The organism is Mesorhizobium sp. M9A.F.Ca.ET.002.03.1.2 (assembly GCF_003952365.1).
GTDB lineage: Bacteria > Pseudomonadota > Alphaproteobacteria > Rhizobiales > Rhizobiaceae > Mesorhizobium.
This window is the reverse complement of record NZ_CP034443.1, coordinates 4,987,686-5,012,528: the sequence shown is the minus strand read 5'-3', so window position 1 is coordinate 5,012,528 and position 24,843 is coordinate 4,987,686. Positions and strand designations below refer to the sequence as shown.

30 protein-coding genes and 2 pseudogenes are annotated in these 24,843 nt (G+C 61.7%); 30 read left to right on the top strand and 2 right to left on the bottom strand.

Annotated features, from left to right (window positions below):
- Nucleotides 1-13: 13 nt before the first annotated feature.
- The 29 genes and pseudogenes from rplP to EJ066_RS24115 all read left to right on the top strand — a co-directional run bounded on the left by rplP (nt 14) and on the right by EJ066_RS24115 (nt 21,613).
- Nucleotides 14-427: a 50S ribosomal protein L16 gene (gene rplP / locus EJ066_RS24255; protein WP_023799290.1), complete on the top strand. Its 414-nt coding sequence runs from the start codon at nt 14-16 to the stop codon at nt 425-427.
- Between the two features lie 13 nt (nt 428-440).
- Nucleotides 441-641, top strand: coding sequence for a 50S ribosomal protein L29 (gene rpmC, locus EJ066_RS24250; protein ID WP_126042433.1), 201 nt, complete (start codon nt 441-443; stop codon nt 639-641).
- Between the two features lie 11 nt (nt 642-652).
- Nucleotides 653-892, top strand: coding sequence for a 30S ribosomal protein S17 (rpsQ, locus tag EJ066_RS24245; RefSeq protein ID WP_023799288.1), 240 nt, complete (start codon nt 653-655; stop codon nt 890-892).
- 82 nt (nt 893-974) lie between these two features.
- Nucleotides 975-1,343: a 50S ribosomal protein L14 gene (gene rplN, locus EJ066_RS24240; RefSeq protein ID WP_006205457.1), complete on the top strand. Its 369-nt coding sequence runs from the start codon at nt 975-977 to the stop codon at nt 1,341-1,343.
- A 12-nt stretch (nt 1,344-1,355) separates the two neighbouring features.
- Entirely contained in the window at nt 1,356-1,670 is a 315-nt protein-coding gene (gene rplX, locus EJ066_RS24235) for a 50S ribosomal protein L24 (protein WP_013531428.1), read from the top strand.
- On the top strand, nt 1,663-2,241 hold the full coding sequence (gene rplE / locus EJ066_RS24230) for a 50S ribosomal protein L5 (RefSeq protein WP_126042431.1): 579 nt from the start codon (nt 1,663-1,665) through the stop codon (nt 2,239-2,241). Before rplX ends, rplE begins: the two co-directional genes overlap by 8 nt.
- A 27-nt stretch (nt 2,242-2,268) precedes the next feature.
- Complete coding sequence (gene rpsN, locus EJ066_RS24225; protein WP_126042429.1) at nt 2,269-2,574, top strand: 30S ribosomal protein S14; 306 nt, start codon at nt 2,269-2,271, stop codon at nt 2,572-2,574.
- A 12-nt stretch (nt 2,575-2,586) separates the two neighbouring features.
- Nucleotides 2,587-2,985 (top strand): 30S ribosomal protein S8, encoded by a 399-nt coding sequence (rpsH, locus tag EJ066_RS24220; RefSeq protein ID WP_126042427.1) that lies wholly within the window; start codon nt 2,587-2,589, stop codon nt 2,983-2,985.
- Between the two features lie 41 nt (nt 2,986-3,026).
- Nucleotides 3,027-3,560: a 50S ribosomal protein L6 gene (rplF, locus tag EJ066_RS24215; RefSeq protein ID WP_126042425.1), complete on the top strand. Its 534-nt coding sequence runs from the start codon at nt 3,027-3,029 to the stop codon at nt 3,558-3,560.
- Nucleotides 3,561-3,645: 85 nt separating this feature from the next.
- Complete coding sequence (rplR, locus tag EJ066_RS24210; protein ID WP_126042423.1) at nt 3,646-4,005, top strand: 50S ribosomal protein L18; 360 nt, start codon at nt 3,646-3,648, stop codon at nt 4,003-4,005.
- A gap of 75 nt (nt 4,006-4,080) precedes the next feature.
- Complete coding sequence (gene rpsE / locus EJ066_RS24205; RefSeq protein WP_126042420.1) at nt 4,081-4,644, top strand: 30S ribosomal protein S5; 564 nt, start codon at nt 4,081-4,083, stop codon at nt 4,642-4,644.
- Between the two features lie 25 nt (nt 4,645-4,669).
- Nucleotides 4,670-4,867, top strand: a complete 198-nt coding sequence (gene rpmD / locus EJ066_RS24200) for a 50S ribosomal protein L30 (RefSeq protein WP_006205449.1) — start codon at nt 4,670-4,672, stop codon at nt 4,865-4,867.
- A 22-nt stretch (nt 4,868-4,889) separates the two neighbouring features.
- Nucleotides 4,890-5,363 (top strand): 50S ribosomal protein L15, encoded by a 474-nt coding sequence (gene rplO, locus EJ066_RS24195; RefSeq protein WP_126042418.1) that lies wholly within the window; start codon nt 4,890-4,892, stop codon nt 5,361-5,363.
- A gap of 191 nt (nt 5,364-5,554) precedes the next feature.
- The gene (gene secY, locus EJ066_RS24190) at nt 5,555-6,895 is read left to right on the top strand and encodes a preprotein translocase subunit SecY (RefSeq protein WP_126042416.1); all 1,341 of its coding nucleotides are present in this window, start codon (nt 5,555-5,557) and stop codon (nt 6,893-6,895) included.
- Nucleotides 6,892-7,512: an adenylate kinase gene (locus EJ066_RS24185; protein WP_126042414.1), complete on the top strand. Its 621-nt coding sequence runs from the start codon at nt 6,892-6,894 to the stop codon at nt 7,510-7,512. The genes secY and EJ066_RS24185 overlap by 4 nt, the downstream gene beginning before the upstream one ends.
- Before the next feature lie 191 nt (nt 7,513-7,703).
- Entirely contained in the window at nt 7,704-8,072 is a 369-nt protein-coding gene (gene rpsM, locus EJ066_RS24180) for a 30S ribosomal protein S13 (RefSeq protein ID WP_023799280.1), read from the top strand.
- Nucleotides 8,073-8,228: 156 nt separating this feature from the next.
- The gene (rpsK, locus tag EJ066_RS24175; RefSeq protein ID WP_023799279.1) at nt 8,229-8,618 is read left to right on the top strand and encodes a 30S ribosomal protein S11; all 390 of its coding nucleotides are present in this window, start codon (nt 8,229-8,231) and stop codon (nt 8,616-8,618) included.
- Nucleotides 8,619-8,719: 101 nt separating this feature from the next.
- Nucleotides 8,720-9,730, top strand: a complete 1,011-nt coding sequence (locus tag EJ066_RS24170) for a DNA-directed RNA polymerase subunit alpha (RefSeq protein ID WP_006333400.1) — start codon at nt 8,720-8,722, stop codon at nt 9,728-9,730.
- Between the two features lie 116 nt (nt 9,731-9,846).
- Nucleotides 9,847-10,278, top strand: coding sequence for a 50S ribosomal protein L17 (gene rplQ, locus EJ066_RS24165; protein WP_126042412.1), 432 nt, complete (start codon nt 9,847-9,849; stop codon nt 10,276-10,278).
- A 192-nt stretch (nt 10,279-10,470) separates the two neighbouring features.
- Nucleotides 10,471-11,957: pseudogene (locus EJ066_RS24160) on the top strand (DegQ family serine endoprotease).
- A gap of 51 nt (nt 11,958-12,008) precedes the next feature.
- On the top strand, nt 12,009-13,319 hold the full coding sequence (locus EJ066_RS24155; RefSeq protein ID WP_126042410.1) for a replication-associated recombination protein A: 1,311 nt from the start codon (nt 12,009-12,011) through the stop codon (nt 13,317-13,319).
- Nucleotides 13,320-13,471: 152 nt separating this feature from the next.
- The gene (locus EJ066_RS24150) at nt 13,472-14,434 is read left to right on the top strand and encodes a GAF domain-containing protein (protein ID WP_126042408.1); all 963 of its coding nucleotides are present in this window, start codon (nt 13,472-13,474) and stop codon (nt 14,432-14,434) included.
- Nucleotides 14,435-14,575: 141 nt separating this feature from the next.
- Nucleotides 14,576-16,093 (top strand): aldehyde dehydrogenase, encoded by a 1,518-nt coding sequence (gene adh, locus EJ066_RS24145; RefSeq protein ID WP_126042406.1) that lies wholly within the window; start codon nt 14,576-14,578, stop codon nt 16,091-16,093.
- 160 nt (nt 16,094-16,253) lie between these two features.
- Nucleotides 16,254-16,379: pseudogene (locus EJ066_RS32180) on the top strand (fluoride efflux transporter CrcB); the annotation flags it as partial.
- A gap of 136 nt (nt 16,380-16,515) precedes the next feature.
- Nucleotides 16,516-17,496 (top strand): RluA family pseudouridine synthase, encoded by a 981-nt coding sequence (locus EJ066_RS24135; protein WP_126042404.1) that lies wholly within the window; start codon nt 16,516-16,518, stop codon nt 17,494-17,496.
- 19 nt (nt 17,497-17,515) lie between these two features.
- Nucleotides 17,516-17,719, top strand: a complete 204-nt coding sequence (locus EJ066_RS24130; protein ID WP_126042402.1) for a hypothetical protein — start codon at nt 17,516-17,518, stop codon at nt 17,717-17,719.
- Complete coding sequence (locus tag EJ066_RS24125; protein ID WP_126042400.1) at nt 17,719-18,636, top strand: DMT family transporter; 918 nt, start codon at nt 17,719-17,721, stop codon at nt 18,634-18,636. The genes EJ066_RS24130 and EJ066_RS24125 overlap by 1 nt, the downstream gene beginning before the upstream one ends.
- 11 nt (nt 18,637-18,647) lie before the next feature.
- Complete coding sequence (locus EJ066_RS24120) at nt 18,648-19,439, top strand: ATP12 family chaperone protein (RefSeq protein WP_126042398.1); 792 nt, start codon at nt 18,648-18,650, stop codon at nt 19,437-19,439.
- 287 nt (nt 19,440-19,726) lie between these two features.
- Nucleotides 19,727-21,613: an MFS transporter gene (locus EJ066_RS24115; protein ID WP_126042396.1), complete on the top strand. Its 1,887-nt coding sequence runs from the start codon at nt 19,727-19,729 to the stop codon at nt 21,611-21,613.
- A 98-nt stretch (nt 21,614-21,711) separates the two neighbouring features.
- Here the strand turns inward: EJ066_RS24115 and EJ066_RS24110 are convergent, their stop codons facing one another.
- Nucleotides 21,712-21,909 carry a DUF2735 domain-containing protein gene (locus EJ066_RS24110; protein WP_126042394.1) on the bottom strand — a complete coding sequence of 66 codons (198 nt, stop codon included), beginning with the start codon at nt 21,907-21,909 and terminating at the stop codon, nt 21,712-21,714.
- 321 nt (nt 21,910-22,230) lie between these two features.
- On the opposite strand from EJ066_RS24110, the gene EJ066_RS24105 reads away from it, so the two are divergent.
- Nucleotides 22,231-23,268: a glutamine synthetase beta-grasp domain-containing protein gene (locus EJ066_RS24105; RefSeq protein ID WP_126042392.1), complete on the top strand. Its 1,038-nt coding sequence runs from the start codon at nt 22,231-22,233 to the stop codon at nt 23,266-23,268.
- A 139-nt stretch (nt 23,269-23,407) separates the two neighbouring features.
- Here EJ066_RS24105 and glnA read toward each other — a convergent pair whose 3' ends face one another.
- Nucleotides 23,408-24,817: a type I glutamate--ammonia ligase gene (glnA, locus tag EJ066_RS24100; protein ID WP_126042389.1), complete on the bottom strand. Its 1,410-nt coding sequence runs from the start codon at nt 24,815-24,817 to the stop codon at nt 23,408-23,410.
- Nucleotides 24,818-24,843 lie beyond the last annotated feature (26 nt).

Here is a 24,843-nt window from a genome sequence, read left to right as displayed (position 1 = left end):
TGGAGTTAGAACGATGCTGCAGCCAAAGCGCACAAAGTTCCGCAAGCAGTTCAAGGGTCGTATCCATGGTGCCGCCAAGGGCGGCACCAATCTGGATTTCGGCGGTTTCGGGCTGAAGGCGCTTGAGCCGAACCGCGTCACCGCGCGTGAGATCGAGGCGGCCCGCCGCGCAATCACCCGCGAAATGAAGCGCGCCGGCCGCGTCTGGATCCGTATTTTCCCTGATGTGCCGGTGACGTCGAAGCCGACCGAAGTCCGCATGGGCAAGGGCAAGGGCGCGGTCGATTACTGGGCGGCGCGCGTGAAGCCGGGCCGTATCATGTTCGAGATCGACGGCGTCAATGAGGAAACCGCCCGTGAGGCGCTGCGTCTCGGCGCGGCCAAGCTCTCGGTCAGGACGCGCTTCGTACAGCGCATCGCAGAATAAGGACGGGCTGATCATGAAAGCCGAAGACATCCGGACCAAGACTCAGGACCAGCTGACCGACGACCTGGCCAGCCTGAAGAAGGAGCAGTTCAACCTGCGCTTCCAGAAGGCCACGGGCCAGCTCGAGAAGACCGCGCGCGTGAAGCAGGTCCGTAGGGACATTGCGCGTATCAAGACCATCGCTGCGGAAAAGTCCGCGGCCAAGAAGGCTTAAGGACGAAAATCATGCCAAAGCGCATTCTGCAGGGCACCGTCGTCAGCGACAAGAACGAGAAGACGGTTGTCGTCAAGGTCGAACGGCGCTTCACGCATCCCGTGATGAAGAAGACCGTGCGCATGACCAAGAAGTACAAGGCGCACGACGAGAACAACGCCCACAAGGTCGGCGATCAGGTGTTCATCCAGGAATCGAAGCCGATTTCCAAGGACAAGCGCTGGACCGTTGTATCTTCGGACCAGGCCTGATCAGGGCAAACGAAACGAATTTTGGACAGACCGGGGGAGGGTGAACAACCCGTCCCGTTAGAAGAGAAGAAGGCGGCCAGTCATGATTCAGATGCAAACAAACCTCGACGTCGCGGATAATTCCGGCGCCCGTCGTGTCATGTGCATCAAGGTGCTGGGCGGCTCGAAGCGGAAATACGCTTCCGTGGGCGACATCATCGTGGTGTCGATCAAGGAAGCCATCCCGCGCGGCCGCGTCAAGAAGGGCGATGTGATGAAGGCGGTTGTGGTTCGCACGGCCAAGGACATCCGCCGCCCGGACGGCAGCGTGATCCGTTTCGACAAGAACGCGGCCGTTCTCGTCGACAACAAGAAAGAGCCGATCGGCACGCGTATCTTCGGGCCGGTTCCGCGCGAACTGCGCGCCAAGAACCACATGAAGATCATCTCGCTCGCGCCTGAAGTGCTGTAAGGAGCCGGACCAATGCAGAAGATTAGAAAAGGCGACAAGGTCGTCGTGCTGGCCGGCAAGGACAAGGGCCGTTCGGGCGAAGTCCTCTCGGTGCAGCCGAAGGAAGACACCGCGCTGGTGCGCGGCGTCAACATGATCCGCCGTCACCAGAAGCAGTCCCAGTCCCAAGAGGGCGGGATCATCACCAAGGAAGCGCCGATCCAGCTGTCGAACATCGCGCTGGCCGACCCCAAGGATGGCAAGCCGACCCGCGTCGGTTTCATTTTCCAGAAGGACGGCAAGAAGGTGCGCGTCGCCAAGCGCTCGGGAGAAGTCATCAATGGCTAAGGCTCAAACCAAGCAGGCGGCGGCCCAGAATACGCCGCGCCTCAAGCAGGTCTACAACGAGACCATCCGCAAGGCGCTGCAGGAGCAGTTCGGCTACGAGAACGAGATGCAGGTTCCGCGCATCGACAAGATCGTGCTGAACATGGGCGTCGGCGAAGCGACCGGCGATTCGAAGAAGCCTTCGATCGCGGCGGAGGATCTTGCACTGATCGCCGGCCAGAAGGCCGTCGTCACCCGCGCCCGCAACTCGATCGCCGGCTTCAAGGTCCGCGAAAAGATGCCGATCGGCGCCAAGGTCACGCTGCGCAAGGAACGCATGTACGAGTTCCTCGATCGTCTCGTGAACATCGCGCTGCCGCGCGTCCGCGACTTCCGCGGGCTCAATCCGAAGAGCTTCGATGGCCGTGGCAACTATGCCATGGGCATCAAGGAACACATCGTGTTCCCGGAGATCAACTACGACAAGGTTGATCAGATCTGGGGCATGGACGTCATCGTTTGTACGACTGCGAAGACGGACGACGAAGCCAGGGCATTGCTCAAGGCCTTCAACTTCCCCTTCCGCCAGTAACGGCAGCGAGAAAAGGAAAAATCTGAAATGGCAAAGACCAGCTCAGTCGAGAAGAACAACAGGCGCCGCAAGCTTGCGGACCAGTACGCTGCCAAGCGTAAGGTCCTCAAGGCGATCATCATGGATCAGTCCAAGCCGATGGAAGAGCGTTTCCGCGCCCAGTTGAAACTTGCGGCACTGCCGCGCAACTCGGCCAAGACCCGCATCCGCAACCGCTGCGAAGTCACGGGACGTCCGCGTGCCTACTATCGCAAGCTCAAAGTATCGCGCATCGCGCTTCGTGATCTCGGCAACAACGGCCAGATCCCGGGCCTGGTCAAGTCGAGCTGGTAAGGAGGACATAACATGTCATTGAGCGATCCTCTCGGCGATATGCTGACGCGCATCCGCAACGCCTATGGCCGCAAGAAGTCGAGCGTTTCCACGCCGGCCTCGCGCCTGCGTGCCCGCGTCCTCGACGTGCTGAAGGCGGAAGGCTATATCCGCGACTACAGCCAGACCGACTTCGACAACGGCAAGTCCGAAATCGAAATCGAGCTGAAGTATTTCGACGGGGCGCCGGTCGTGCGCGAAATCGCCCGTGTCTCGAAGCCGGGCCGCCGCGTGTATGTTTCGGCGAAGTCGATCCCGCACGTCGCCAACGGCCTCGGCATCGCCATTCTTTCGACGCCGAAGGGCGTGATGGCCGACCACGAAGCGCGTGAACAGAATGTCGGCGGGGAAATCCTCTGCCAGATCTTCTGATTTGGCTGACCTGAAACAAGAGAAGTGACGAGGACAACCAAATGTCTCGTATTGGAAAGAAACCCGTTTCGCTGCCGCAGGGCGTGACCGCGACCGTCGACGGCCAGACCGTGACGGCGAAGGGCCCCAAGGGTGAGCTGAAGTTCGTGGTGAACGACGAAGTGCTGGTCAAGATGGAGGGCAGCGAGATCGCGGTCCAGCCACGCGACCAGAGCAAGACCGCCCGCTCCAAATGGGGCATGTCGCGCACGCAGATCGTCAACATCCTGCAGGGCGTCAAGGACGGTTTCGAAAAGAAGCTCGAGATCACCGGCGTCGGCTATCGCGCCGCCATGCAGGGCAAGAACCTGCAGCTGGCGCTCGGCTTCAGCCATGATGTCGTCTACGAAACGCCGCAGGACATCACGATCACCGTGCCGAAGCCGACGGAAATCACCGTGACCGGCATCGACAAGCAGAAGGTCGGTCAGGTTGCCGCCGAGATCCGCGAATATCGCGGTCCCGAGCCGTACAAGGGCAAGGGCGTCCGCTACGCTGGCGAGAAGATCGTCCGCAAGGAAGGCAAGAAGAAGTAATTTCAACGCCGCGGGGAGCGGTCGCGGGAGGCATGTCCTACCGCACAGGGTTGCCCCCGTTTTTTGAAGGCAAGGAACTGATATCATGGGCTCGAAAGAATCCACACAACGCCGCGCTCAGCGCGTCCGTCGCCAGATCAAGAAGGTCGCGGGGGAGCGTCCGCGCCTGTCGGTCCATCGCACGTCGAAGAACATCTACGTCCAGCTCATCGACGACGCCAAGGGCCACACCATCGCTGCCGCCTCGACGCTGGAGAAGGACCTCAAGGGTTCGCTCAAGACCGGTGCCGACACTGCCGCCGCCGTGGCCATCGGCAAGCTGATTGCCGAGCGCGCCTCGAAGGCCGGCGTCAAGGAAGTCGTCTTCGACCGGGGACCGTACATCTATCACGGCCGCGTCAAGGCGCTGGCCGAGGCTGCCCGTGAAGGCGGTTTGAGCTTCTAATTCCGCCCCGGCAATCCGCAGAGGTGCCGGATATCATCATCAACCGTGCTTCCGGAAAAAAACAAGGAACAGGATATGGCACAGGAACGTAGGGATGGCGGCCGCGGCCGTGATCGCGAAGAGCGCGACGACGGCATCGTCGACAAGCTCGTCCACATCAACCGCGTCGCAAAGGTCGTCAAGGGCGGCCGGCGCTTCGGCTTTGCAGCACTCGTCGTCGTCGGCGACCAGAAGGGCCGCGTCGGCTTTGGTCACGGCAAGGCGCGCGAAGTGCCTGAGGCGATCCGCAAGGCGACCGAATCGGCCAAGCGCGACATGATCTTCGTGCCGCTGCGTTCGGGCCGTACACTGCACCACGACGTCGAGGGACGCTGGGGTGCCGGACGTGTTCTGCTGCGCGCCGCCAAGCAGGGTACCGGCATCATCGCCGGCGGCCCGATGCGTGCCGTCTTCGAGACGCTCGGCATGCATGACGTGGTTGCCAAGTCGATGGGTTCATCGAACCCGTACAACATGGTTCGCGCCACTTTCGACGCGCTGAAGAGTCAGATGCATCCCAAGGATGTGGCTGCTGCGCGCGGCATCAAGTATTCGACCCTTCAGGCCCGCCGCGGCACCGCTGTCGCGGCCGAAGAATAGCCTGATCTGACCAGGGATTTTGACCATGGCCAAGAAAGCAACCAAGACCATCACCGTTGAGCAGATCGGTTCGCCGATCCGCCGGCCGAAGGAGCAGCGCGCGACGCTGGTCGGCCTCGGCCTCAACAAGATGCACAAGCAGCGCACGCTGGAGGATACGCCCTCCGTGCGCGGCATGATCGCTGCCGTCCAGCATCTCGTCCGCGTCGTGGACGAGGGCTGAACCAGAGCGCAGGAGAACCCAGATGAAACTCAACGATCTGCGTGACAAGGACGGCGCGACGCACTCCAAGAAGCGCCTCGGCCGCGGCATCGGTTCCGGCTCGGGCAAGACCGGTGGTCGCGGCGTCAAGGGCCAGAAGTCGCGCTCCGGCGTCGCTGTTAACGGCTTCGAGGGCGGCCAGATGCCGCTCTACCGGCGCCTGCCGAAGCGTGGCTTCAACAACATCTTCGCCAAGAGCTTCACCGTTGTGTCGCTGGCCCGCATCCAGGCCGCGCTCGACGCCAAGAAGCTCGACGCCAAGACGACCGTGACGGCCGAAGCGCTGGTCGCGGCCGGCGTCATCCGCCGCGCCAAGGACGGCGTGCGTATCCTCTCCGATGGCGACATCAAGTCGAAGCTCGCCTTCGACGTGGCCGGCGCCTCCAAGGCTGCCATCGAGAAGATCGAAAAGGCCGGTGGGTCGGTGAAGCTGCCGGAAAAGGCAACAGCCGAGTAACGTCGATTTGAAGCGCGGTCGGCAAAAGTGGGAACCATTTCGCTTTCGATTGCGCTTTGATCCAACCAATATGGCGGCCGCGTCAACGCGGCCGCTTGCATGTTTGCAGTCCGGAGCTTATCTCGTGAGCTTCGGTGACACGCGCCGCCTGAGCTGCGGGCCATCGAGCGTGACCAAGCGGAGAATCAGGCATGGCTTCGGCTGCTGAACAACTAGCCTCGAATCTGAATTTCTCGGCCTTCGCCAAGGCGGAGGATCTGAAGAAGCGCATCTGGTTCACCGTCGGCGCGCTGCTCGTCTATCGCCTCGGCACCTATATACCGCTGCCCGGCATCAATCCCGACGCTTTCGCCCAGGCCTTCTCGTCGCAGAGCAAGGGCGTGCTTGGCATGTTCAACATGTTCGCCGGCGGCGCCGTGGAGCGCATGGCGATCTTCGCCCTCGGCATCATGCCCTATATCTCCGCCTCCATCATCATGCAGCTGATGACGTCGGTCATCCCGTCGCTGGAAGCGCTGAAGAAGGAAGGCGAGCAGGGCCGCAAGGTCATCAACCAGTACACGCGCTACGGCACCGTGCTTTTGGCGCTGGTCCAAGCCTACGGCATCTCGGTCGGACTGGAAGGCGGCAACGGTATCGTCAGCGATCCCGGCATGTTCTTCCGCATCTCGACCGTCATCACGCTGGTCGGCGGCACCATGTTCCTGATGTGGCTCGGCGAGCAGATCACGGCGCGGGGCATCGGCAACGGCATTTCGCTGATCATCTTTTCCGGCATCGTCGCCGGCCTGCCGCAAGCCATCTCCGGTACGCTGGAACTTGGCCGCACCGGCGCGCTGTCGACCGGCTTGATCCTGGCGATCATCGTTCTCGCCGTTGTCGTCATCGCGCTGATCGTGTTCTTCGAGCGCGCCCAGCGTCGCTTGCTGATCCAGTATCCGAAGCGCCAGGTCGGCAACCGCATGTTCCAGGGCGACACCTCGCACCTGCCGCTCAAGCTCAACACGGCCGGCGTCATTCCGCCGATCTTCGCCTCTTCGCTGCTGTTGCTGCCGGCGACGGTCGCCGGCTTCTCGCAGACGACCAACATGCCTGCCTGGGCCAGCACCGTCCTGGCGGCGCTCGGCCATGGCCAGCCGCTCTACATGGCGTTCTACGCGGCGATGATCGTGTTCTTCGCCTTCTTCTACACGGCGATCGTCTTCAACCCGAAGGACACCGCCGACCAGCTCAAGAAGCATTCGGGGTTCATTCCGGGCTACCGTCCGGGCGAGCGCACCGCCGATTACATCGACTATGTTCTCACCCGCATCACCGTCGTCGGCGCCATCTATCTGGTGCTGGTGTGTCTGCTGCCCGAATTCCTGATTTCAGCGACTGGCGTACCGTTCTACCTCGGTGGCACATCGCTTCTGATCGTGGTCAGTGTAACGCTCGATACGGTGGCGCAGATTCAGGGCCACCTGATCGCGCACCAGTATGAGGGCCTGATCAAGAAGTCGAAGCTGCGCGGGGGGAAGAAAGCCAGATGAGGTTGATATTGCTTGGGCCGCCAGGGGCGGGCAAGGGGACGCAAGCACAAAGACTGGTAGAAAAACACGGCATACCCCAACTCTCCACGGGCGATATGCTGCGGGCTGCCGTCCAGGCCGGCACCGAAGTCGGCAAGCGCGCCAAGGCTGTGATGGACGCCGGCGAACTGGTCTCCGACGCCATCGTCAATGCCATCGTGGCCGAGCGTATCGATCAGCCCGATTGCGCAAAGGGTTTCATCCTTGACGGATACCCGCGAACCCTGGTGCAAGCGGACGCGGTCGAATCGATGCTCTCGGATCGCGGCCTGAACCTCAACGCCGTCATCGAACTTGTCGTCGACGACAAGGCTCTGGTTGGTCGTATAGTCAAGCGCGCCGAAGAGACCAAGGCCGCGGGCCTGCCGGTACGCAAGGACGACAATCCGGCGGTGTTCGAAGAGCGCCTGAGGGAGTACTACAAGAAAACGTCGCCGCTGATCGGCTACTATTATGCCAAGGGCAAGCTGAGGGGTGTCGACGGCATGGCCGACATCGATGCGGTGACGCAACAGATCGAAGTGGTGCTCACGGCCGCGACCCGAGGGGCGGCCCAAGGGTCTGCGCACGGAAAATAGACGATTGCGCTTGACTGGAGCGGTTCGCTGAGGTATGGCGGCCCGTCTTCCTATCAGGCATGAGGTTTGCTTGCCCGCAAGGGCAAGGCAGCCGCTTTGAACTGGAAACTCCCGCATGGGCCGGCCTCCACCGGACGCGGGGCAACTTTGATAGCGCCGGCTTGCCCGGCCCACATGGAGAAGAGAAGAACATGGCTCGTATAGCCGGCGTCAACATTCCGACCAACAAGCGCGTCGTCATTGCGCTTCAGTACATTCACGGCATTGGCAAGAGCTTCGCCCAGGAGATCGTCGACAAGGTCGGCATCCCGGCCGAGCGCCGCGTCAACCAGCTGACCGACGCGGAAGTGCTGCAGATCCGCGAGACGATCGACCGCGACTATCAGGTCGAGGGCGATCTGCGCCGCGAAGTCTCGATGAACATCAAGCGGCTCATGGACCTCGGCTGCTATCGCGGCCTGCGTCATCGCCGCTCGCTGCCGGTTCGCGGCCAGCGCACGCATACCAATGCGCGCACCCGCAAGGGCCCGGCCAAGTCGATCGCCGGCAAGAAGAAGTAATTTAGGGGAATAAGGGAGTAAGGCAGTAGGGCAGTATGTAAGACGGCGCGGTCATCCGCGACCAAACATACTCCCCTACTGCCTTATTACCCTACTCCCTTACCAGGTGGAGCCGCTGGCATTACGGCGGTGTAGAGATCAACTGAAAGGACCATCATGGCCAAGGAAGCCACTCGTGTTCGCCGTCGCGAACGCAAGAATATCTCGTCGGGCGTTGCCCACGTCAATTCGACCTTCAACAACACGATGATCACCATCACCGACGCGCAGGGCAATTCGATTGCCTGGTCGTCGGCGGGAGCCCAGGGCTTCAAGGGGTCTCGCAAGTCGACGCCGTTCGCTGCCCAGATGGCTGCCGAGGACGTTGCCAAGAAGGCCCAGGAACATGGCATGCGCATGCTCGAGGTTGAGGTCTGCGGACCCGGCTCCGGTCGTGAGTCGGCGCTGCGCGCGCTGCAGGCAGCCGGCTTCACCATCACCTCGATCCGTGACGTGACGCCGATCCCGCACAATGGCTGCCGCCCGCGCAAGAAGCGCCGCGTCTAAGGAATTACCGAACGCCGCGCGAACGCCAGTAGCGTTCCTCCACGGCATTCCAGGTCGCCCGCCACGATTGGATGGTGGCGGGTCAACGGAAGGAAAGCAACATGATCCAGAAAAATTGGCAAGAACTGATCAAGCCGAACAAGATCGAGTTTTCGTCGAAGAAGAAGACGCTGACCACGCTGGTCGCCGAGCCGCTCGAGCGCGGCTTTGGCCTCACCCTCGGCAATGCGCTGCGTCGCGTGCTTCTGTCTTCGCTGCGTGGCGCGGCTGTGACCGCCGTGCAGATCGACGGCGTTCTGCATGAATTCTCGTCCATCGCCGGCGTGCGCGAGGACGTGACCGACATCGTCTTGAACATCAAGGAAATCGCCATCCGCATGGAAGGCGACGGCCCCAAGCGCATGGTCGTGCGCAAGCAGGGGCCGGGCGCCGTCCTCGCCGGCGACATCCAGACGGTCGGCGACGTCGAGATCCTCAATCCCGACCACGTCATCTGCACGCTGGACGAAGGCGCTGAGATCCGCATGGAGTTCACCGTCGATACCGGCAAGGGCTACGTGCCGGCCGAGCGCAATCGCGCCGAAGACGCGCCGATCGGCCTTATCCCGGTCGACAGCCTCTACTCGCCGGTCAAGAAGGTCTCCTACAAGGTCGAGAACACCCGCGAGGGCCAGGTCCTCGACTATGACAAGCTGACCATGACGATCGATACCGACGGTTCGATCTCCGGCGAGGACGCGGTGGCTTTCGCCGCTCGCATCCTGCAGGACCAGCTTGGCCTGTTCGTCAATTTCGACGAGCCGCAGAAGGAAGTCGCCGCCGAGCAGGTGACCGAGCTCGCCTTCAACCCGGCGTTGCTCAAGAAGGTCGACGAGCTCGAGCTTTCGGTGCGTTCGGCCAACTGCCTGAAGAACGACAACATCGTCTATATCGGCGACCTGATCCAGAAGACCGAAGCCGAGATGCTGCGCACCCCGAACTTCGGCCGCAAGTCGCTGAACGAGATCAAGGAAGTCCTGGCGGCGATGGGCCTGCACCTCGGCATGGAAGTGCCGGATTGGCCGCCGGAAAACATCGAAGACCTCGCCAAGCGTTACGAAGATCAATACTAAGCTTGATCCCGAACCGAAGGTCAGCTCAGCAAAAAGTTGCAGACTTTTCGGATAAGATCATGCGGCTAACCAATTGAGGCTTAAGCCTCTTGAACCCGGAATGAAGGAGAAGAGCCATGCGCCACGGATTTAAAGGCCGCCGGTTCGCCCGCAGCATAAGCCATCGCAAGTCGATGTTTGCCAACCTTGCCGTGTCGCTCATCGAGCACGAGCAGATCGTCACCACATTGCCGAAGGCGAAGGATCTGCGTCCGATCGTCGAGAAGCTGGTGACGCTCGGCAAGCGCGGCGATCTGCATGCCCGCCGCCAGGTGATTGCCCAGATCGGCAATGAAGGCGTCGTCAAGCGCTTGTTCGACACGATCGCGCCGCGTTACGCCACCCGCAATGGCGGCTATCTGCGCATCATGAAGGCGGGCTTCCGCCACGGTGACAATGCCGCCATGGCGGTCATTGAATTCGTCGATCGCGACACCTCGGCCAAGGGCGCCGGCGACCGTGCCCGCATCGAGGCCGAAGGCACCGACGAGGAAGTCGCGGCCGCATAAGGCTCGGCTTTTCCTGAAAGATTTCAAAGGGGCCTGCGGGCCCCTTTTTGCATTTCGGCAACGCCAGGGAGCGTTTGCGGCGATTTTCCCGGCTCGGCTCATGCCTTTTCGGGAAATAATTCGATTTCATCGCCTTAGCCTTTCATTTTGCACAATCGTCGGGACAATGGCGCCCGACCTGGAGGATTCGGAATGCGCGTCAAACGGCTGTCCCTTGTTCTACTCTGCGCCTTGACGGCGCTGGCAGTCGTGCCGGCGGCCAGGCAGGCGCTGGCTCAGGACACCCAGACCGATCCCGGTCTGTCCGATGTGCTGACCGACATGCTGCGCGGCGCCGAAGGCGAAAACGCCACCTCCGGTCCAGACAAGCGCGTGCCGTTCGGCCGCGAGGAGGTGCAACTGTCCTTCGCGCCGCTGGTCAAGGAGACGGCGCCGGCCGTGGTCAATGTTTATGCCTCGCAGACGGCCACGGTGAGGTCGCCGTTCGACGGCGATCCGTTCTTCGAAGAGTTCTTCGGCCGTTCGCAGCCGCGTGCGCAGTCCTCGCTCGGCTCCGGTGTGCTGGTCGATCCGACAGGCATCGTGGTCACCAATTTTCACGTGGTCAAGGACGCCGACCAGGTCAAGGTCGCGACTGCGGACGGGCGTGAATTCGACTCAAAGGTGCTGCTCAAGGACGAGACGCTTGACCTCGCTGTGCTCAAGATTTCCGCCGACAAGCCTTTTCCGGTCATCGCTATCGGCGATTCCGACGCGCTCGAGGTTGGCGACCTGGTACTGGCCATCGGCAACCCGTTCGGTGTCGGCCAGACCACCACCAGCGGCATCGTTTCGGCGGTTGCCCGCAGCCACATCGGCGTTTCCGATTCGAGTTTCTTCATCCAGACCGACGCCGCGATCAATCCCGGCAATTCCGGCGGCGCGCTGATCAACATGGGGGCCAACTGGTCGGCATCAACACGGCGATCTACAGCCGCAGCGGCGGCTCGATCGGCATCGGATTTGCCATTCCCTCCAACATGGTTCGCGCATTTGCCGATGCGGCCAAGGCCGGGCGCGATTTCTTCGAGCGGCCCTATATCGGCGCCGAATTCGAGCGCATGACGCCGCAGATCGCCGAATCGCTCGGCATGGAAACCTCGACCGGCGCGCTGGTCTCGTCCGTCGAAGAAGCAGGGCCGGCGGCCACGGCGGGACTCAAGGCCGGCGACGTCGTGCTGTCACTCAACGGCACGCCGGTCGAGAGTATCGAGGCGCTGGATTACCGGATGGCGACGCTGTCGATCGGCACCAATGCCAGCTTCGCCGTCCTGAGCAAGGGCGAGCAATCGACATTGGATATCGCGCTGGAGCGCGCGCCGGAAGGTACAAAACTCGCGGAAGTGACGCTGCGCGGGCGCAGCCCGTTTTCCGGTGCCAAGGTTGCGGACCTGTCGCCCCGGCTCGCCCAGCGGCTCGGCATCCGCACGGACATCAAAGGTGTTACCGTGGTCGACATCAATCGCGGTTCGCCCGCAGCCGGCTTCGGCTTCCAGCCGGGCGACATCGTTCGCGAGGTCAATGGTTTAACCATCGACACCGCCGCGACCCTGGAAGAGGCGGCCAGGCAGGAAACGCGCTGGTGGCGCTTTACCGTCGAGCGAGGCGGGCAGATACTGCGCCAGGTGTTGCGGTATTGAGCCCGAGCCTCGATCTTCGGACGGGATCGAGCTCCAACGAAATAGAAGTGCATGGCCGATCTGTTCAGTGTCGATGAACCGGAAAAGGCGCCGCCCGGCAGGCCGCTGGCCGATCGGCTGCGCCCGAAGAACCTTGGCGAGGTCGTTGGCCAGGAGCATCTGACCGGACCCGACGGCGCACTGACGCGACTGATCGGCTCCGGCTCGCTCGGCTCGATGATCTTCTGGGGGCCGCCGGGCACGGGAAAGACCACGGTCGCGCGGCTGCTTGCCGGCGAAACCAGCCTTGCCTTCGAACAGATATCGGCGGTGTTTTCCGGCGTCGCCGATCTGAAGAAAGTGTTCGAGGCGGCGAAGCTGCGCCGCTCCAATGGCCGTCAGACGCTGCTCTTCGTCGACGAGATCCATCGCTTCAACCGCGCCCAGCAGGACAGTTTTCTGCCTGTGATGGAAGACGGCACTGTCGTGCTGGTTGGCGCGACGACTGAGAATCCCTCTTTCGAGCTGAATGCCGCGCTTCTATCCCGCGCGCGCGTGCTGGTCTTCCACTCGCTCGGTGAGGACAGCATCGCAAAACTGCTGGCGCGGGCGGAGGAGTCCGAGGGCAGGGCGCTGCCGCTCGACGACGAGGCGAGGGCGATGCTTATCCGCATGAGCGATGGCGATGGCCGCGCGGCGCTGACGCTGTCCGAAGAGGTCTGGCGCGCCGCCAAATCAGGCGAGGTGTTCGGCGCCGAGGGCCTGCAGCGCATCGTCCAGCGCCGCGCGCCGATCTATGACAAGGGCCAGGACGGCCACTACAATCTGATCTCGGCGCTACACAAATCGGTGCGCGGTTCCGACCCCGACGCGGCCCTCTATTATCTCGCCCGCATGTTCGACGCCGGCGAGGATCCGCTCTATCTCGGCCGCCGGCTGGTGCGCATGGCGATGGAGGACATCGGGCTGGCCGACCCGCAGGCACTGGTCATCGCCAACGCCGCCAAGGATGCCTACGATTATCTGGGTTCGCCGGAGGGCGAACTCGCCTTCGCCGAGGCTACTGTCTATCTCGCCAGCGCGCCCAAATCCAATGCCGTCTACACCGCCTTCAAGGCCGCTACGCAGGCAGCGAAGGAGTTCGGCTCGCTGCTACCGCCCAAACACATCCTCAATGCGCCGACCAAGCTGATGAAAGAAGAAGATTACGGCGCGGGCTACCGTTATGACCACGACGAGCCGGACGCTTTTTCCGGCCAGGATTACTTCCCGGAAAAGATGGGCCGCCACACGTTCTACGATCCGCCCGAGCGCGGCTTCGAACGCGATATCAGGAAACGGCTCGACTATTGGGCGAAGCTGCGCGGCGAGCGGGGAAAGTAGGCTTGCCGAGCTCTTGAGTTTCGATACGAAAGATCCTCGGGGCACTCTTCAACCATCGTCCTATAGCAGCATCGGCCAGCAATCCCGTAAAACGCAATGCGAGCAATGCTGCCGGGAGGTTGAAGCAGCAGCGTCGTGCTTCGGGAGGATGAGTGAGCGGACAGCCCGCCCATCATGCGGATGTTGTACAGGCGGCCATTGCCACCAGCGATGCCGCCCGCTCGGCGCTGGTCGCTTCCTGGAGGCGCTCGCTTACATTGCATGGGCTCGATCCCGCCGAGCGAAAAGCGCCGAGACGCCTGACTGAGGGTGAACTCAGGCAGGCGCGGCAACGAATGGAGCCACTGCTTCGTGCAGCGGATGCCAGCCTCGATCGCCTCTATCTGGCGGTTGGCGGCATCGGATGCTGCGTGATGCTTGCCGATCGCGACGGTATTCCGGTCGAACGCCGAGGGGCTTCCGCGGATGACGACACGTTCGACGAATGGGGCCTGTGGACAGGCACGGTGTGGAGTGAGGACAGCGAAGGCACCAACGGGATCGGTACTTGCCTTGCCGATCAGCGCCCCCTCACCATTCACCGCGACCAGCACTTCTTCTCGCGCAACACGCTTCTCAGTTGCACGACCGCGCCGGTCTACGATCACGAAGGCAAACTGGCGGCTGCGCTCGATGTGTCGTCATGCAGGTCGGATCTGACCGAAGACTTCGTCAACCTGATCTCGGTGGCGGTGGGCGATGCTGCCCGGCGCATCGAGGCGGATAATTTTCGTCGGGCCTTTTCGAATGCCCGCGTTCTGCTGGCGCCGGTGAGCGAGTGGAGTGCCAGCGCGCTGATAGCTGTCGATGCCGATGATCTCGTGGTCGGTGCGACGCGTTCGGCGCGACTGGCTCTCGGCATCACTCAACAGATCCTGACGAAAGGGCTGCCGGCCGCCGACACCCTCTGCGACTCCAACGCCGCTGAAGAACTGGGCGAAGCAGAGCGCGGCGTGGTCCAGCGGGCGATCACGCGCGCCGGTGGCAACGTCTCGGTGGCCGCACACAATCTCGGCATTTCGCGCGCCACGCTCCATCGCAAGCTTGCCCGGTTCGGCATTCGGCGACCGCACTGAGTTTTCAGGCGCGAACCTGTCGCAAAACTGCGACAGTCAGCGCCCGCAACTGGTTGGCCAGGGCTGACAAACCCCGGGTCATCGGCAACTCTTCCTCGTGATGCGACACATTCCGTGGCGCCGTTTCCTGGGAGGAAGACAATGAACAAGGTGGAATTTTCCCGCACGGCCAAGGTTCCCTTCGCCAAGCGTTACGACAACTACATCGGCGGCAACTGGGTCGCCCCGAAATCCGGAAGATATTTCGACAACATCTCGCCGGTGAACGGTCGTCCGCTGTGCGAGATTGCTCGCTCCGACGCCGCCGACATCGAGGCCGCGCTCGACGCCGCACACACGGCAAAAGATGCCTGGGGTAAGACGGATGTCGCCGCCCGTGCGCTGATCCTCAACCGCATCGCCGACCGCATGGAGGAAAACCTCGACCTCCTCGCGCTGGCCGAAACCTGGGACAATGGCAAGCCGATTCGTGAAACGACGGCGGCCGACCTGCCGCTCGCCATCGACCATTTCCGCTATTTCGCCGGTGCATTGCGCGGCCAGGAAGGCAGCCTCTCGCAGATCGACGACGATACCGTCGCCTATCATTTCCACGAGCCGCTCGGCGTGGTCGGCCAGATCATACCCTGGAACTTCCCGCTGCTGATGGCCTGCTGGAAACTGGCGCCGGCACTCGCCGCCGGCAACTGCGTGGTGTTGAAACCTGCCGAACAAACGCCTGCCGCGATTATGTTGTGGGTCGACCTGATCGGCGACCTTCTGCCGGAAGGCGTGCTCAACATCGTCAACGGCTTTGGCCTCGAGGCCGGCAAGCCGCTCGCGTCGTCGAACCGCATCGCCAAGATCGCCTTTACCGGCGAGACCTCGACCGGCCGGCTGATCATGCAGTATGCCAGCCAGAACCTGATCCCGGTCACTCTGGAACTCGGCGGCAAATCGCCCAACATCTTTTTCAAGGACGTGACAGCCGAGGACGACGACTTCTTCGACAAGGCGATAGAAGGCTTTGTCATGTTCGCGCTCAACCAAGGCGAGGTCTGCACCTGCCCGAGCCGTGCGCTGGTGCATGAGAAGATCTACGACCAGTTCATGGAGCGCGCGCTGAAGCGCGTCGAGGCGATTGTTCAGGGCGACCCACTCGATCCCGCGACCATGATCGGAGCGCAGGCGTCGTCTGAACAGCTGGCGAAGATCCTGTCCTATTTCGACATCGGCCGACAGGAAGGTGCCGAAGTCCTGACCGGCGGTTCGCAGAACCATCTACCCGGCGATCTGGCCGGCGGCTACTATGTCCAGCCGACGGTGTTCAAGGGCCACAACAAGATGCGCATCTTCCAGGAAGAGATCTTCGGGCCGGTGGTTTCGGTCACCACCTTCAAGGATGATGATGAGGCGCTGTCGATCGCCAACGACACGCTCTATGGGCTGGGGGCTGGCATCTGGAGCCGTGATGCGAACCGCTGCTACCGCTTCGGCCGCGCCATCGAGGCAGGTCGCGTGTGGACCAACTGCTACCATGCCTATCCGGCGCATGCGGCGTTCGGCGGGTACAAGCAGTCCGGCATCGGCCGCGAGACCCACAAGATGATGCTCGATCACTATCAGCAGACCAAGAACATGCTGGTCAGCTACAGCCCGAAGAAGCTCGGCTTCTTCTGATCGATTCCCACGCTGGAGTGCGTGGCTCTTTCAGACAGATCATGCGCGATCCTTGAAAGGGCGCGGCTGCAATGGCCGCGCCCCGATCATTTCTAGGATGTCAGCACGCTTGACGAAGTTTCGTCGGGGAAGGTCTCTTCGCGATTTTCTCGGCCTTTTGCTCGATTTCGCGACGCTATGGGAGCGTGGCGCGACGCTGCCGGCGTTCGGATACGCCATGGCCAGCCTCATTGGCGCGATCATCGCCTTGTTTCTGGGTCTTTGGCTCGCAACAAGCCTGCCTTAATGCTATTGCCCCGCTAACAGCGCCGCGCATCGCTTAGGACGCGCAAAGGAGGCTGTAGCACTTTGATTTTGCGCATGACCCTTTCCGAGGGCGATTTCGTTTCAGGTCATGCGCTGGAAACGGGTAAAACGAGACAATGGCAGGCGTTGAACAGATCACGGTGGAGGCCGGCGAGGCGGGCATGCGGCTCGACCGCTGGTTCAAGACCCATTTTCCGGGTCTTGGCTTCGGCCATCTGCAGAAGCTGCTGCGCTCCGGCCAGATCCGTGTCGATGGTGGCAGGGCGAAGGCCGATACCCGCGTCGAGCCGGGTCAGATGGTCCGCATTCCGCCGCTCGAAGTGGACAAAAAGGGCGAGAGCCCGCTTACCGGTCACTCGATCCGCAACCAGGGCGACGCCGACGTCCTGGCCAAGATGCTGATTTATGAAGATCCGAAAGTGTTTGTCTTCAACAAGCCGGCCGGCCTTGCCGTCCAGGGTGGCTCGGGTGTCACCCGCAACGTCGACGACATGCTGGAAGCCTGGCGCAGCCAGAAAGGCGAGAAACCGCGGCTGGTGCACCGGCTCGACCGCGACACGTCGGGCGTGTTGGTCGTCGCCCGCACAAGGCTCGCCGCGATGAAGCTTTCCGAAGCATTCCGGGCGCGCGAAACCAAGAAGACCTACTGGGCGCTGGTCAAGGGCGTGCCGCCCAAGCGCGAGGACAAGATCTCGACCTGGCTGATCAAGGAGCCGACGCCCGACGGCGACCGCGTGCGCGTCGCCAAACATGGCGAAAAGGGCGCCGACCACGCGGTGTCCTACTACCGGGTCGTCGAGCAGGCGGCGCAAGCCCTGTCCTGGCTGGAGATGGAGCCCTACACCGGTCGCACCCACCAGCTTCGCGTCCATGCCGCTCACATCGGCTGCCCGATCATCGGCGATCCCAAATATTTCGAGGCCGACACCAATTGGGATTTTCCCGGCGGCATGCAGAACCGCTTGCATTTGCACGCGCGCCGTATCGTCATCCCGCATCCCGACAAGGGTTTTATCGACGTCACCGCGCCGATGCCGCCGCATATGCGCCAGAGCTGGAATCTGCTTGGCTTCGACGAGCAGAGCGCGGAGGACTAAATGGAAAGAGGAGAAAACTATGGATGACCCGTCGCTCGTTCCTCAGTTGGTGGGCTGGTTGCCGTTCATCCTGATCGTCCTTGTCTGGTTTGTTTACATGCGCCGCGTCGCTGCCCGGCAGGGGTCGATGGCCGAAGTCGGCCGTGAGAACACCGAAGCGGTGAGGCAAAATACCGAAGTGCTGAAAGCGCTGCTCGCGAAGCTAGAGAGTCAGGCGAAGTAATGACCACAGCAACTGCAATGGACCACCGCAGTTCCATTGACGCTGCGGCCGCCGCCATCATGGTCGGACTGACCTTTTCCTGGGGGCTGAACTACGTCGCCGCCAAGGTATCCTATGCCGGCTATGACCCTGTTTTCCTGTCGATCGCGCGGTCGGTCATTGGCGGGCTGTGCGTTGTCGTCTGGTGCCGCTGGCGCGGCATTGCGCTGCTCACCCCCGACGGAACGCTTGGCGCCGGCATTCTTGCAGGTGCGCTGTTTGGCTTCGAATTCCTGTTTCTTTATGTCGGGCTCGAGCAGACGACCGTCGCGCGCAACACCTTGCTGGTCAACACCATGCCGTTCTGGGTTCTGGTCGGCGGGCATTTCCTGCTGGGCGAACGCATCACCGCACGCCGGCTCGTCGGCCTTCTGCTCGCTTTCGCCGGACTGGTCGCGGTGTTCTCTGACAAGCTGAGCGCCGACAATGGCGCGACACTGACCGGAGATCTGCTCAGCCTCGGCGCCGGCATTCTCTGGGCCTTGACCTACATCGTCATCAAGCGGACGAAACTGGCGGAAACGAGCGCCGAGAAATTGCTGCTCTACCAACTGGCCGGCGCTGCCGTGGTCGGCGCCTTGGTGCTGCCTTTCGCCGGGCCGCCCGTTCGCAACTTCGCCGCTTTGCCGACCCTGGCTCTGCTTTTCCAGGCTGTCTATATCGTCGCCTTCACCTACGTACTGTGGTTCTGGCTGCTGCGGCGCTATCCGGCATCGGGCCTGTCGAGCTTCACCTTCCTGTCGCCGGTGTTCGGCGTGCTGTGCGGCGCTATGTTCCTGGGCGAGGCGCTGACCATCCGTATTTTCCTGGCACTCGGCCTCATCGCAGCCGGCTTGATCATCGTGAACCGGCCGGCCCGAAAACAGATCCCCGGATGAAAGGCTCCGGCATGCGCGATATCCTCAACGATCTCGAAGCGGGAAAGCAGCTTTCCGATCCGGATCCGGTACGCCGTGCCCAGATCCAGATGAAGACGCACCTGCCGAAACGCTTCTACAAGGCCGTCTCGGTCGCACCCACCGACGATGGTTTTGCCGTTCATCTCGATGGCAAGCCGGTCCGCACGCCGGGTAAGGCGCTGCTGGTCCTGCCGACCGAAAAAGCCGCCGCTCTGGTCGCCGACGAGTTCGCCGCGCAAGGTGAGACCATCGACCCGGTAACGATGCCGGTCATGCGTCTGGTCAACACCGCCATCGACGGTGTCGCCAGCGACCCGCAAGCGGTGCTGGAGGACATCCTGCGTTTCGCCTCGTCCGATCTGCTCTGCTATCGCGCCGACACCCCACAAGGGCTGGTCGACCGGCAGAACGAACATTGGGATCCCATCATCGACTGGGCACGAAGCGAGCTCGGCGCCCGGTTTCATCTCGCCGAAGGGGTGATCCATGTCGAGCAGCCGCGCGAGAGCATCGCGGTGCTCGGCGTTCATCTTGCTCAGCGTGCCGACCCGCTGCGGCTGGCGGCCATTCATGTCATGACGTCGCTGACGGGATCGGCTCTGCTGGCACTAGCCGTCGATTTCGGTGAGCTTGACGGCGACGCAGCCTGGACTGCCGGCCATGTCGACGAGGACTGGCAAGCCGAGCACTGGGGCCATGACGCGGAGGCTGTCGCACGCCGCTCGGCCCGCAAGCGCGACATGATGGCCGCCGTCGGTCTTCTCGAGGCGCTCAAAGCCTGACCGCAATCGCCGCCCTCATTCATTTCTGCATTGCGCATTAGAGCGACGCGCGTCCAGTTGAACTCATAAAGTACGCTTTACTACTTTGAATCCATGCATCGTGCTTTCCGAAGATTGATTCCGATCTTCGGGCCGATGCATTGGACCAAAGTCATAATCCCAAAGGCGGCCTGCCACTGGGCGGCGCTTTCTGTCATTTCTTGCGGCGATAGCTGCCCGAGTTCGTGTCCATAGGGACGACACCGCGCAGCATCTAGGACAGCGAGATATGACGGGAGGACGAATTCATGACAATGGCAATAACCGCAGGCAAAGCAAGCCGCGGCATGACTCGGGAAGAGAAGAAAGTCATCTTCGCTTCCTCACTCGGCACCGTTTTCGAATGGTACGATTTCTACCTCTATGGCTCATTGGCAGCCTTCATCGGCGCCACCTTCTTCAGCCAGTATCCGGAAGCGACGCGCAATATCTTCGCGCTGCTGGCTTTCGCGGCAGGTTTCCTTGTGCGCCCGTTCGGCGCGCTGGTGTTTGGCCGCATCGGCGATCTCGTCGGTCGCAAATACACCTTTCTCGTCACCATCCTGATCATGGGTAGCTCGACATTCCTGGTTGGCCTGCTTCCTGGCTCCGCGAGCTGGGGCCTTGCAGCACCGGTCATCCTGATTGCCTTGCGCATGCTGCAGGGCCTGGCGCTCGGCGGCGAATATGGCGGTGCGGCGACCTACGTCGCTGAACACGCACCCGATGACCGCCGCGGTTTCTACACCTCATGGATTCAGACGACGGCGACGCTCGGTCTGTTCCTGTCGCTGATCATCATCCTTGGCGTCCAGGGAGCGATGAGCAAGGAAACCTTTGCCGCCTGGGGTTGGCGTATTCCGTTCCTCGTCTCGGTCATTTTGCTCGGCGTATCGGTCTGGATTCGCCTGTCGCTGAATGAATCGCCGACCTTCCAGCGCATGAAGGAGGAGGGCAAGGGATCGAAAGCACCGCTTTCGGAAGCTTTCGGACAGTGGAAGAACGCCAAGATCGCCATTCTGGCCCTTCTCGGCCTCACCGCCGGCCAGGCCGTGGTCTGGTATTCGGGCCAGTTCTACGCGCTGTTCTTCCTGCAGAACGTTCTCAAGGTCGACCTGCAGACGGTCAACATCCTGATTGCCATCGCTCTGGCGCTCGGCTCTATCTTCTTCGTCGTGTTCGGCTGGCTGTCCGACAAGATCGGCCGCAAACCGATCATCATGGCGGGACTCGCTCTGGCGATCGTCACCTACTTCCCGCTGTTCAAGGCACTGACCTGGGCCGCCAATCCGACGCTGGCTGCAGCGCAGCAGAACACGCGCGCCACGGTTACCGTGGCGCCCGGCGACTGCAAGTTCCAGTTCAACCCGGTCGGCACGGCGAAGTTCACCACGTCGTGCGACATCGCCACGTCTTTCCTGGCCAAGAGCTCCGTGCCTTATGACATCGTCACAAGCGCGGTGCCCGGGACCCCGGCAACGGTCAAGATCGGCAATGAGACGGTCGAATCCTACGACGCCACCGCTGCCGGCGATCAGGCCAAGGCCAAGGACGCTGCCTTTACCAAGGCGGTCAGCATGGCACTTAAGGATGGCGGCTATCCGCTGAAGCGCGCTGCTTCCAAGGTGGCCGACCAGAAGCTCGACGCTTTCGTCGCGGCCAATCCCGAACTGAAGCTCGACGCTGCGGCTATCCGTGCCGGCGAGAAGACGGCGGTTCCGGTCGACCAGGCGGTCAAGGACAAGGTGCTGACGGCCGACGAAGCCGCCGGCGCCACGGAGGTGACTGTCTACAGCGTTCCGGCATCCGGCCCGTTCTCGATGTTTGCCGACCCGGCTCAGGTGAACTGGACAAAGATCGTCGGCATCCTGTTCATCCTGGTCCTTTATGTGACCATGGTCTACGGGCCGATCGCGGCGATCCTCGTCGAGATGTTCCCGACCCGCATCCGTTATACCGGCATGTCGCTGCCCTACCATATCGGCAATGGCTGGTTCGGCGGCCTGCTCCCAGCGACGGTCTTCGCCTTGAGCGCGGCGAGGGGCGATATCTACTACGGTCTCTGGTACCCGATCGTGATCTCGGCGATGTCGCTGATCATCGGCGTCATCTTCGTCAGGGATACGCTGGGAACGGACTTGCACGCCAAGGATTAGCCTGCAATTGCGCAAACATCAGAAAACCCGGCGCGAGAGATCGCGCCGGGTTTTCATCTTCATTCAACGTTCGCAACGACGTGGCGGGAAGGGAGGGCTCAGCTCTTGCGGGCCTGCTCCGCTTCCTCAATGGCTGCGTCATGATACCAGCCGCTGCCGAAATCCGTGGTGACATTACGCAAGGAGGCAAGTTCTGCCGCGAACTTAGCCTTTCCGCTTAAATTTGAGGCAGAAGCACGCGCTGCCACCGGGAACATCAGGATCTTGGCCGACTGACGGGTGGAAATGATTTCCATTGTCTGTCTCCTTTCGTATGCCGCGCCCTACCGATTCAACTTTTCACCAAGATTAGGTTCTGCAATCCATTTAAGCAACATGCTTACGAAAAGATCAGTACTTGCTCAATGTTTGTGCAATATCTGCTTTTGATTGATCTTGGCGCATTGCTTAGACGGCTTGGCGGGTTTGCCGGGTTGTCGGGTCATTTTTGCCGCACCTCTCAATTCGAGAATGGCACACGATTTGCATTTTAATGAACCGGCAGGTCGGCTGCTGGGTGGTTCGGCGTGCGCCGGCATCATCCAGAAGTTCGGTTTATCAAGCAACGAGAGGTCAGAATGACGAAGTACAAGCTCGAGTATATTTGGCTCGATGGATACACCCCGGTTCCCAACCTTCGGGGCAAGACCCAGATCAAGGAATTCGTCGAGTTCCCGACGCTTGAGCAGCTTCCGCTGTGGGGCTTCGATGGTTCTTCGACGATGCAGGCCGAGGGCCACAGCTCCGACTGCGTCTTGAAGCCGGTCGCCGTCTATCCGGATCCGGCCCGCACCAACGGCGTGCTCGTCATGTGCGAGGTGATGATGCCGGATGGCGTGACGCCGCATGCGTCCAACAAGCGCGCCACCATCCTCGACGATGACGGCGCCTGGTTCGGCTTCGAGCAGGAATATTTCTTCTACAAGGACGGCCGCCCGCTCGGCTTCCCCGAGAGCGGTTACCCTGCGCCGCAAGGTCCGTACTACACCGGCGTCGGCTACTCGAACGTCGGCAGCGTTGCCAGGCAGATCGTCGAGGAGCATCTCGACCAGTGCCTTGCCGCCGGCATCAATCATGAAGGCATCAACGCCGAGGTGGCCAAGGGCCAGTGGGAATTCCAGATTTTCGGCAAGGGCTCGAAGAAGGCCGCCGACCAGATGTGGATGGCTCGCTACCTGATGCAGCGCCTCACTGAGAAATACGGCATCGACATCGAGTATCACTGCAAGCCGCTCGGCGACACCGACTGGAATGGCTCCGGCATGCACGCCAACTTCTCGACCGCCTATATGCGCGAAGTCGGCGGCAAGGACTATTTCGAGGCGCTGATGGCGGCCTTCGACAAAAACCTGATGGACCACATCGCCGTCTACGGCCCGGACAACGACAAGCGTTTGACCGGCAAGCATGAGACCGCGCCATGGAACAGGTTCAGCTATGGCATCGCCGATCGCGGCGCCTCGATCCGCGTGCCGCATTCCTTCATCAACAATGGCTACAAGGGCTATCTCGAGGATCGCCGCCCGAACTCGCAGGGCGACCCCTACCAGATCGCTTCGCAGATCCTGAAGACGATTGCGTCGGTGGAAACGGACGAGAAGCAGGCTGCTGCCTGAGCATTCGTCACGGCGCAGGCGCCAGCGTCTGCGCCGTGGTCTGTCATGTCGGCGGTGCCGATGGCTTGGCCCTTACGACAAATGATATGAAAAAACCCCGGCGTCTCCGCCGGGGTTTTTGTTTGATCCCTTTGGTCAATCAGACCGAATAATACATGTCGTATTCGACTGGATGCGGGGTCATTTCGAAGCGCATCACCTCGGCCATCTTGAGCTCGATGTAGCTGTCGATCTGGTCGTCGTCGAACACCCCGCCGGCCTTCAGGAAGCCACGGTCCTTATCAAGGCTCTGCAAGGCCTCGCGCAGCGAGCCGCAGACGGTCGGGATCTTCTTCAGTTCCTTCGGCGGCAGGTCGTAGAGGTCCTTGTCCATCGGCTGGCCCGGATGGATCTTGTTCTTGATGCCGTCGAGGCCGGCCATCAGCATGGCGGCGAAGGCGAGGTAGGGGTTCGCGCCCGGATCGGGGAAGCGGACCTCGACGCGCTTGGACTTCGGCGACGAGCCGAATGGAATGCGGCAGGAGGCAGAGCGGTTGCGGGCCGAATAGGCGAGCAGAACCGGCGCTTCATAGCCCGGCACCAGACGCTTGTAGGAGTTGGTCAGCGGGTTGGTGAAGGCGTTGATGGCCTTGGCGTGCTTGATGATGCCGCCGATATAGAACAGGCAGCTTTCCGAAAGACCGGCATATTCATTGCCGGCGAAGGTCGGCTTGCCGCCCTTCCAGATCGACTGGTGGACATGCATGCCCGAGCCGTTGTCGCCGAAGACCGGCTTCGGCATGAAGGTGGCCGTCTTGCCATAGGCGTTGGCGACCTGGTGCACGACATACTTGTAGATCAGCATCTTGTCGGCGTTGCGGACCAGCGTGTCGAACTTGATACCGAGTTCGTGCTGGGCAGCAGCCACTTCGTGGTGATGCTTTTCGACACGCACGCCCATTTCGGCGAGCACGGTCAGCATTTCCGAGCGCATATCCTGCGCCGAGTCGATCGGCGGTACCGGGAAATAGCCGCCCTTCGTCCGCGGACGGTGGCCGAGGTTGCCGGTCTCGTAGTCGGTGTCGTCGTTGGACGGCAGTTCGGTGGAGTCGAGCCTGAAGCCGGTGTTGTACGGATCGGCCTTGTACTTGACGTCGTCGAACACGAAGAACTCGGCTTCCGGGCCGACGAAGATCTGATCGCCGATGCCCTCCGCCTTCATGTAGGCTTCGGCCTTCTTGGCGGTGCCGCGCGGGTCGCGGTTGTAGGATTCTCCGGAAATCGGATCGAGAATGTCGCACAGGATGACCATGGTGGACTGTGCGAAGAACGGGTCCATATGCACCGTCTCGGTATCGGGCATCAGCACCATGTCGGACTCGTTGATCGCCTTCCAGCCGGCGATGGAAGATCCGTCGAACATGACGCCGTCAGCAAACATGTCTTCCTCGACCTCGACGACGTCCATCGTCACGTGCTGCAGCTTGCCCTTCGGGTCTGTGAAGCGCAGGTCGACGAATTTCACGTCGTTGTCCTTGATCTGCTTCATGATGTCTTTGGCTGTCGTCATGTCATGTATCCCTGTGTGATGACGTT

Coding starts and splice junctions, on each gene's coding strand:
- rplP (WP_023799290.1), top strand. CDS start 14: ATGCTGCAGCCAAAGCGCACAAAGTTCCGCAAGCAGTTCAAGGGTCGT.
- rpmC (WP_126042433.1), top strand. CDS start 441: ATGAAAGCCGAAGACATCCGGACCAAGACTCAGGACCAGCTGACCGAC.
- rpsQ (WP_023799288.1), top strand. CDS start 653: ATGCCAAAGCGCATTCTGCAGGGCACCGTCGTCAGCGACAAGAACGAG.
- rplN (WP_006205457.1), top strand. CDS start 975: ATGATTCAGATGCAAACAAACCTCGACGTCGCGGATAATTCCGGCGCC.
- rplX (WP_013531428.1), top strand. CDS start 1,356: ATGCAGAAGATTAGAAAAGGCGACAAGGTCGTCGTGCTGGCCGGCAAG.
- rplE (WP_126042431.1), top strand. CDS start 1,663: ATGGCTAAGGCTCAAACCAAGCAGGCGGCGGCCCAGAATACGCCGCGC.
- rpsN (WP_126042429.1), top strand. CDS start 2,269: ATGGCAAAGACCAGCTCAGTCGAGAAGAACAACAGGCGCCGCAAGCTT.
- rpsH (WP_126042427.1), top strand. CDS start 2,587: ATGTCATTGAGCGATCCTCTCGGCGATATGCTGACGCGCATCCGCAAC.
- rplF (WP_126042425.1), top strand. CDS start 3,027: ATGTCTCGTATTGGAAAGAAACCCGTTTCGCTGCCGCAGGGCGTGACC.
- rplR (WP_126042423.1), top strand. CDS start 3,646: ATGGGCTCGAAAGAATCCACACAACGCCGCGCTCAGCGCGTCCGTCGC.
- rpsE (WP_126042420.1), top strand. CDS start 4,081: ATGGCACAGGAACGTAGGGATGGCGGCCGCGGCCGTGATCGCGAAGAG.
- rpmD (WP_006205449.1), top strand. CDS start 4,670: ATGGCCAAGAAAGCAACCAAGACCATCACCGTTGAGCAGATCGGTTCG.
- rplO (WP_126042418.1), top strand. CDS start 4,890: ATGAAACTCAACGATCTGCGTGACAAGGACGGCGCGACGCACTCCAAG.
- secY (WP_126042416.1), top strand. CDS start 5,555: ATGGCTTCGGCTGCTGAACAACTAGCCTCGAATCTGAATTTCTCGGCC.
- EJ066_RS24185 (WP_126042414.1), top strand. CDS start 6,892: ATGAGGTTGATATTGCTTGGGCCGCCAGGGGCGGGCAAGGGGACGCAA.
- rpsM (WP_023799280.1), top strand. CDS start 7,704: ATGGCTCGTATAGCCGGCGTCAACATTCCGACCAACAAGCGCGTCGTC.
- rpsK (WP_023799279.1), top strand. CDS start 8,229: ATGGCCAAGGAAGCCACTCGTGTTCGCCGTCGCGAACGCAAGAATATC.
- EJ066_RS24170 (WP_006333400.1), top strand. CDS start 8,720: ATGATCCAGAAAAATTGGCAAGAACTGATCAAGCCGAACAAGATCGAG.
- rplQ (WP_126042412.1), top strand. CDS start 9,847: ATGCGCCACGGATTTAAAGGCCGCCGGTTCGCCCGCAGCATAAGCCAT.
- EJ066_RS24155 (WP_126042410.1), top strand. CDS start 12,009: ATGGCCGATCTGTTCAGTGTCGATGAACCGGAAAAGGCGCCGCCCGGC.
- adh (WP_126042406.1), top strand. CDS start 14,576: ATGAACAAGGTGGAATTTTCCCGCACGGCCAAGGTTCCCTTCGCCAAG.
- EJ066_RS24135 (WP_126042404.1), top strand. CDS start 16,516: ATGGCAGGCGTTGAACAGATCACGGTGGAGGCCGGCGAGGCGGGCATG.
- EJ066_RS24130 (WP_126042402.1), top strand. CDS start 17,516: ATGGATGACCCGTCGCTCGTTCCTCAGTTGGTGGGCTGGTTGCCGTTC.
- EJ066_RS24125 (WP_126042400.1), top strand. CDS start 17,719: ATGACCACAGCAACTGCAATGGACCACCGCAGTTCCATTGACGCTGCG.
- EJ066_RS24120 (WP_126042398.1), top strand. CDS start 18,648: ATGCGCGATATCCTCAACGATCTCGAAGCGGGAAAGCAGCTTTCCGAT.
- EJ066_RS24115 (WP_126042396.1), top strand. CDS start 19,727: ATGACAATGGCAATAACCGCAGGCAAAGCAAGCCGCGGCATGACTCGG.
- EJ066_RS24110 (WP_126042394.1), bottom strand. CDS start 21,909: ATGGAAATCATTTCCACCCGTCAGTCGGCCAAGATCCTGATGTTCCCG.
- EJ066_RS24105 (WP_126042392.1), top strand. CDS start 22,231: ATGACGAAGTACAAGCTCGAGTATATTTGGCTCGATGGATACACCCCG.
- glnA (WP_126042389.1), bottom strand. CDS start 24,817: ATGACGACAGCCAAAGACATCATGAAGCAGATCAAGGACAACGACGTG.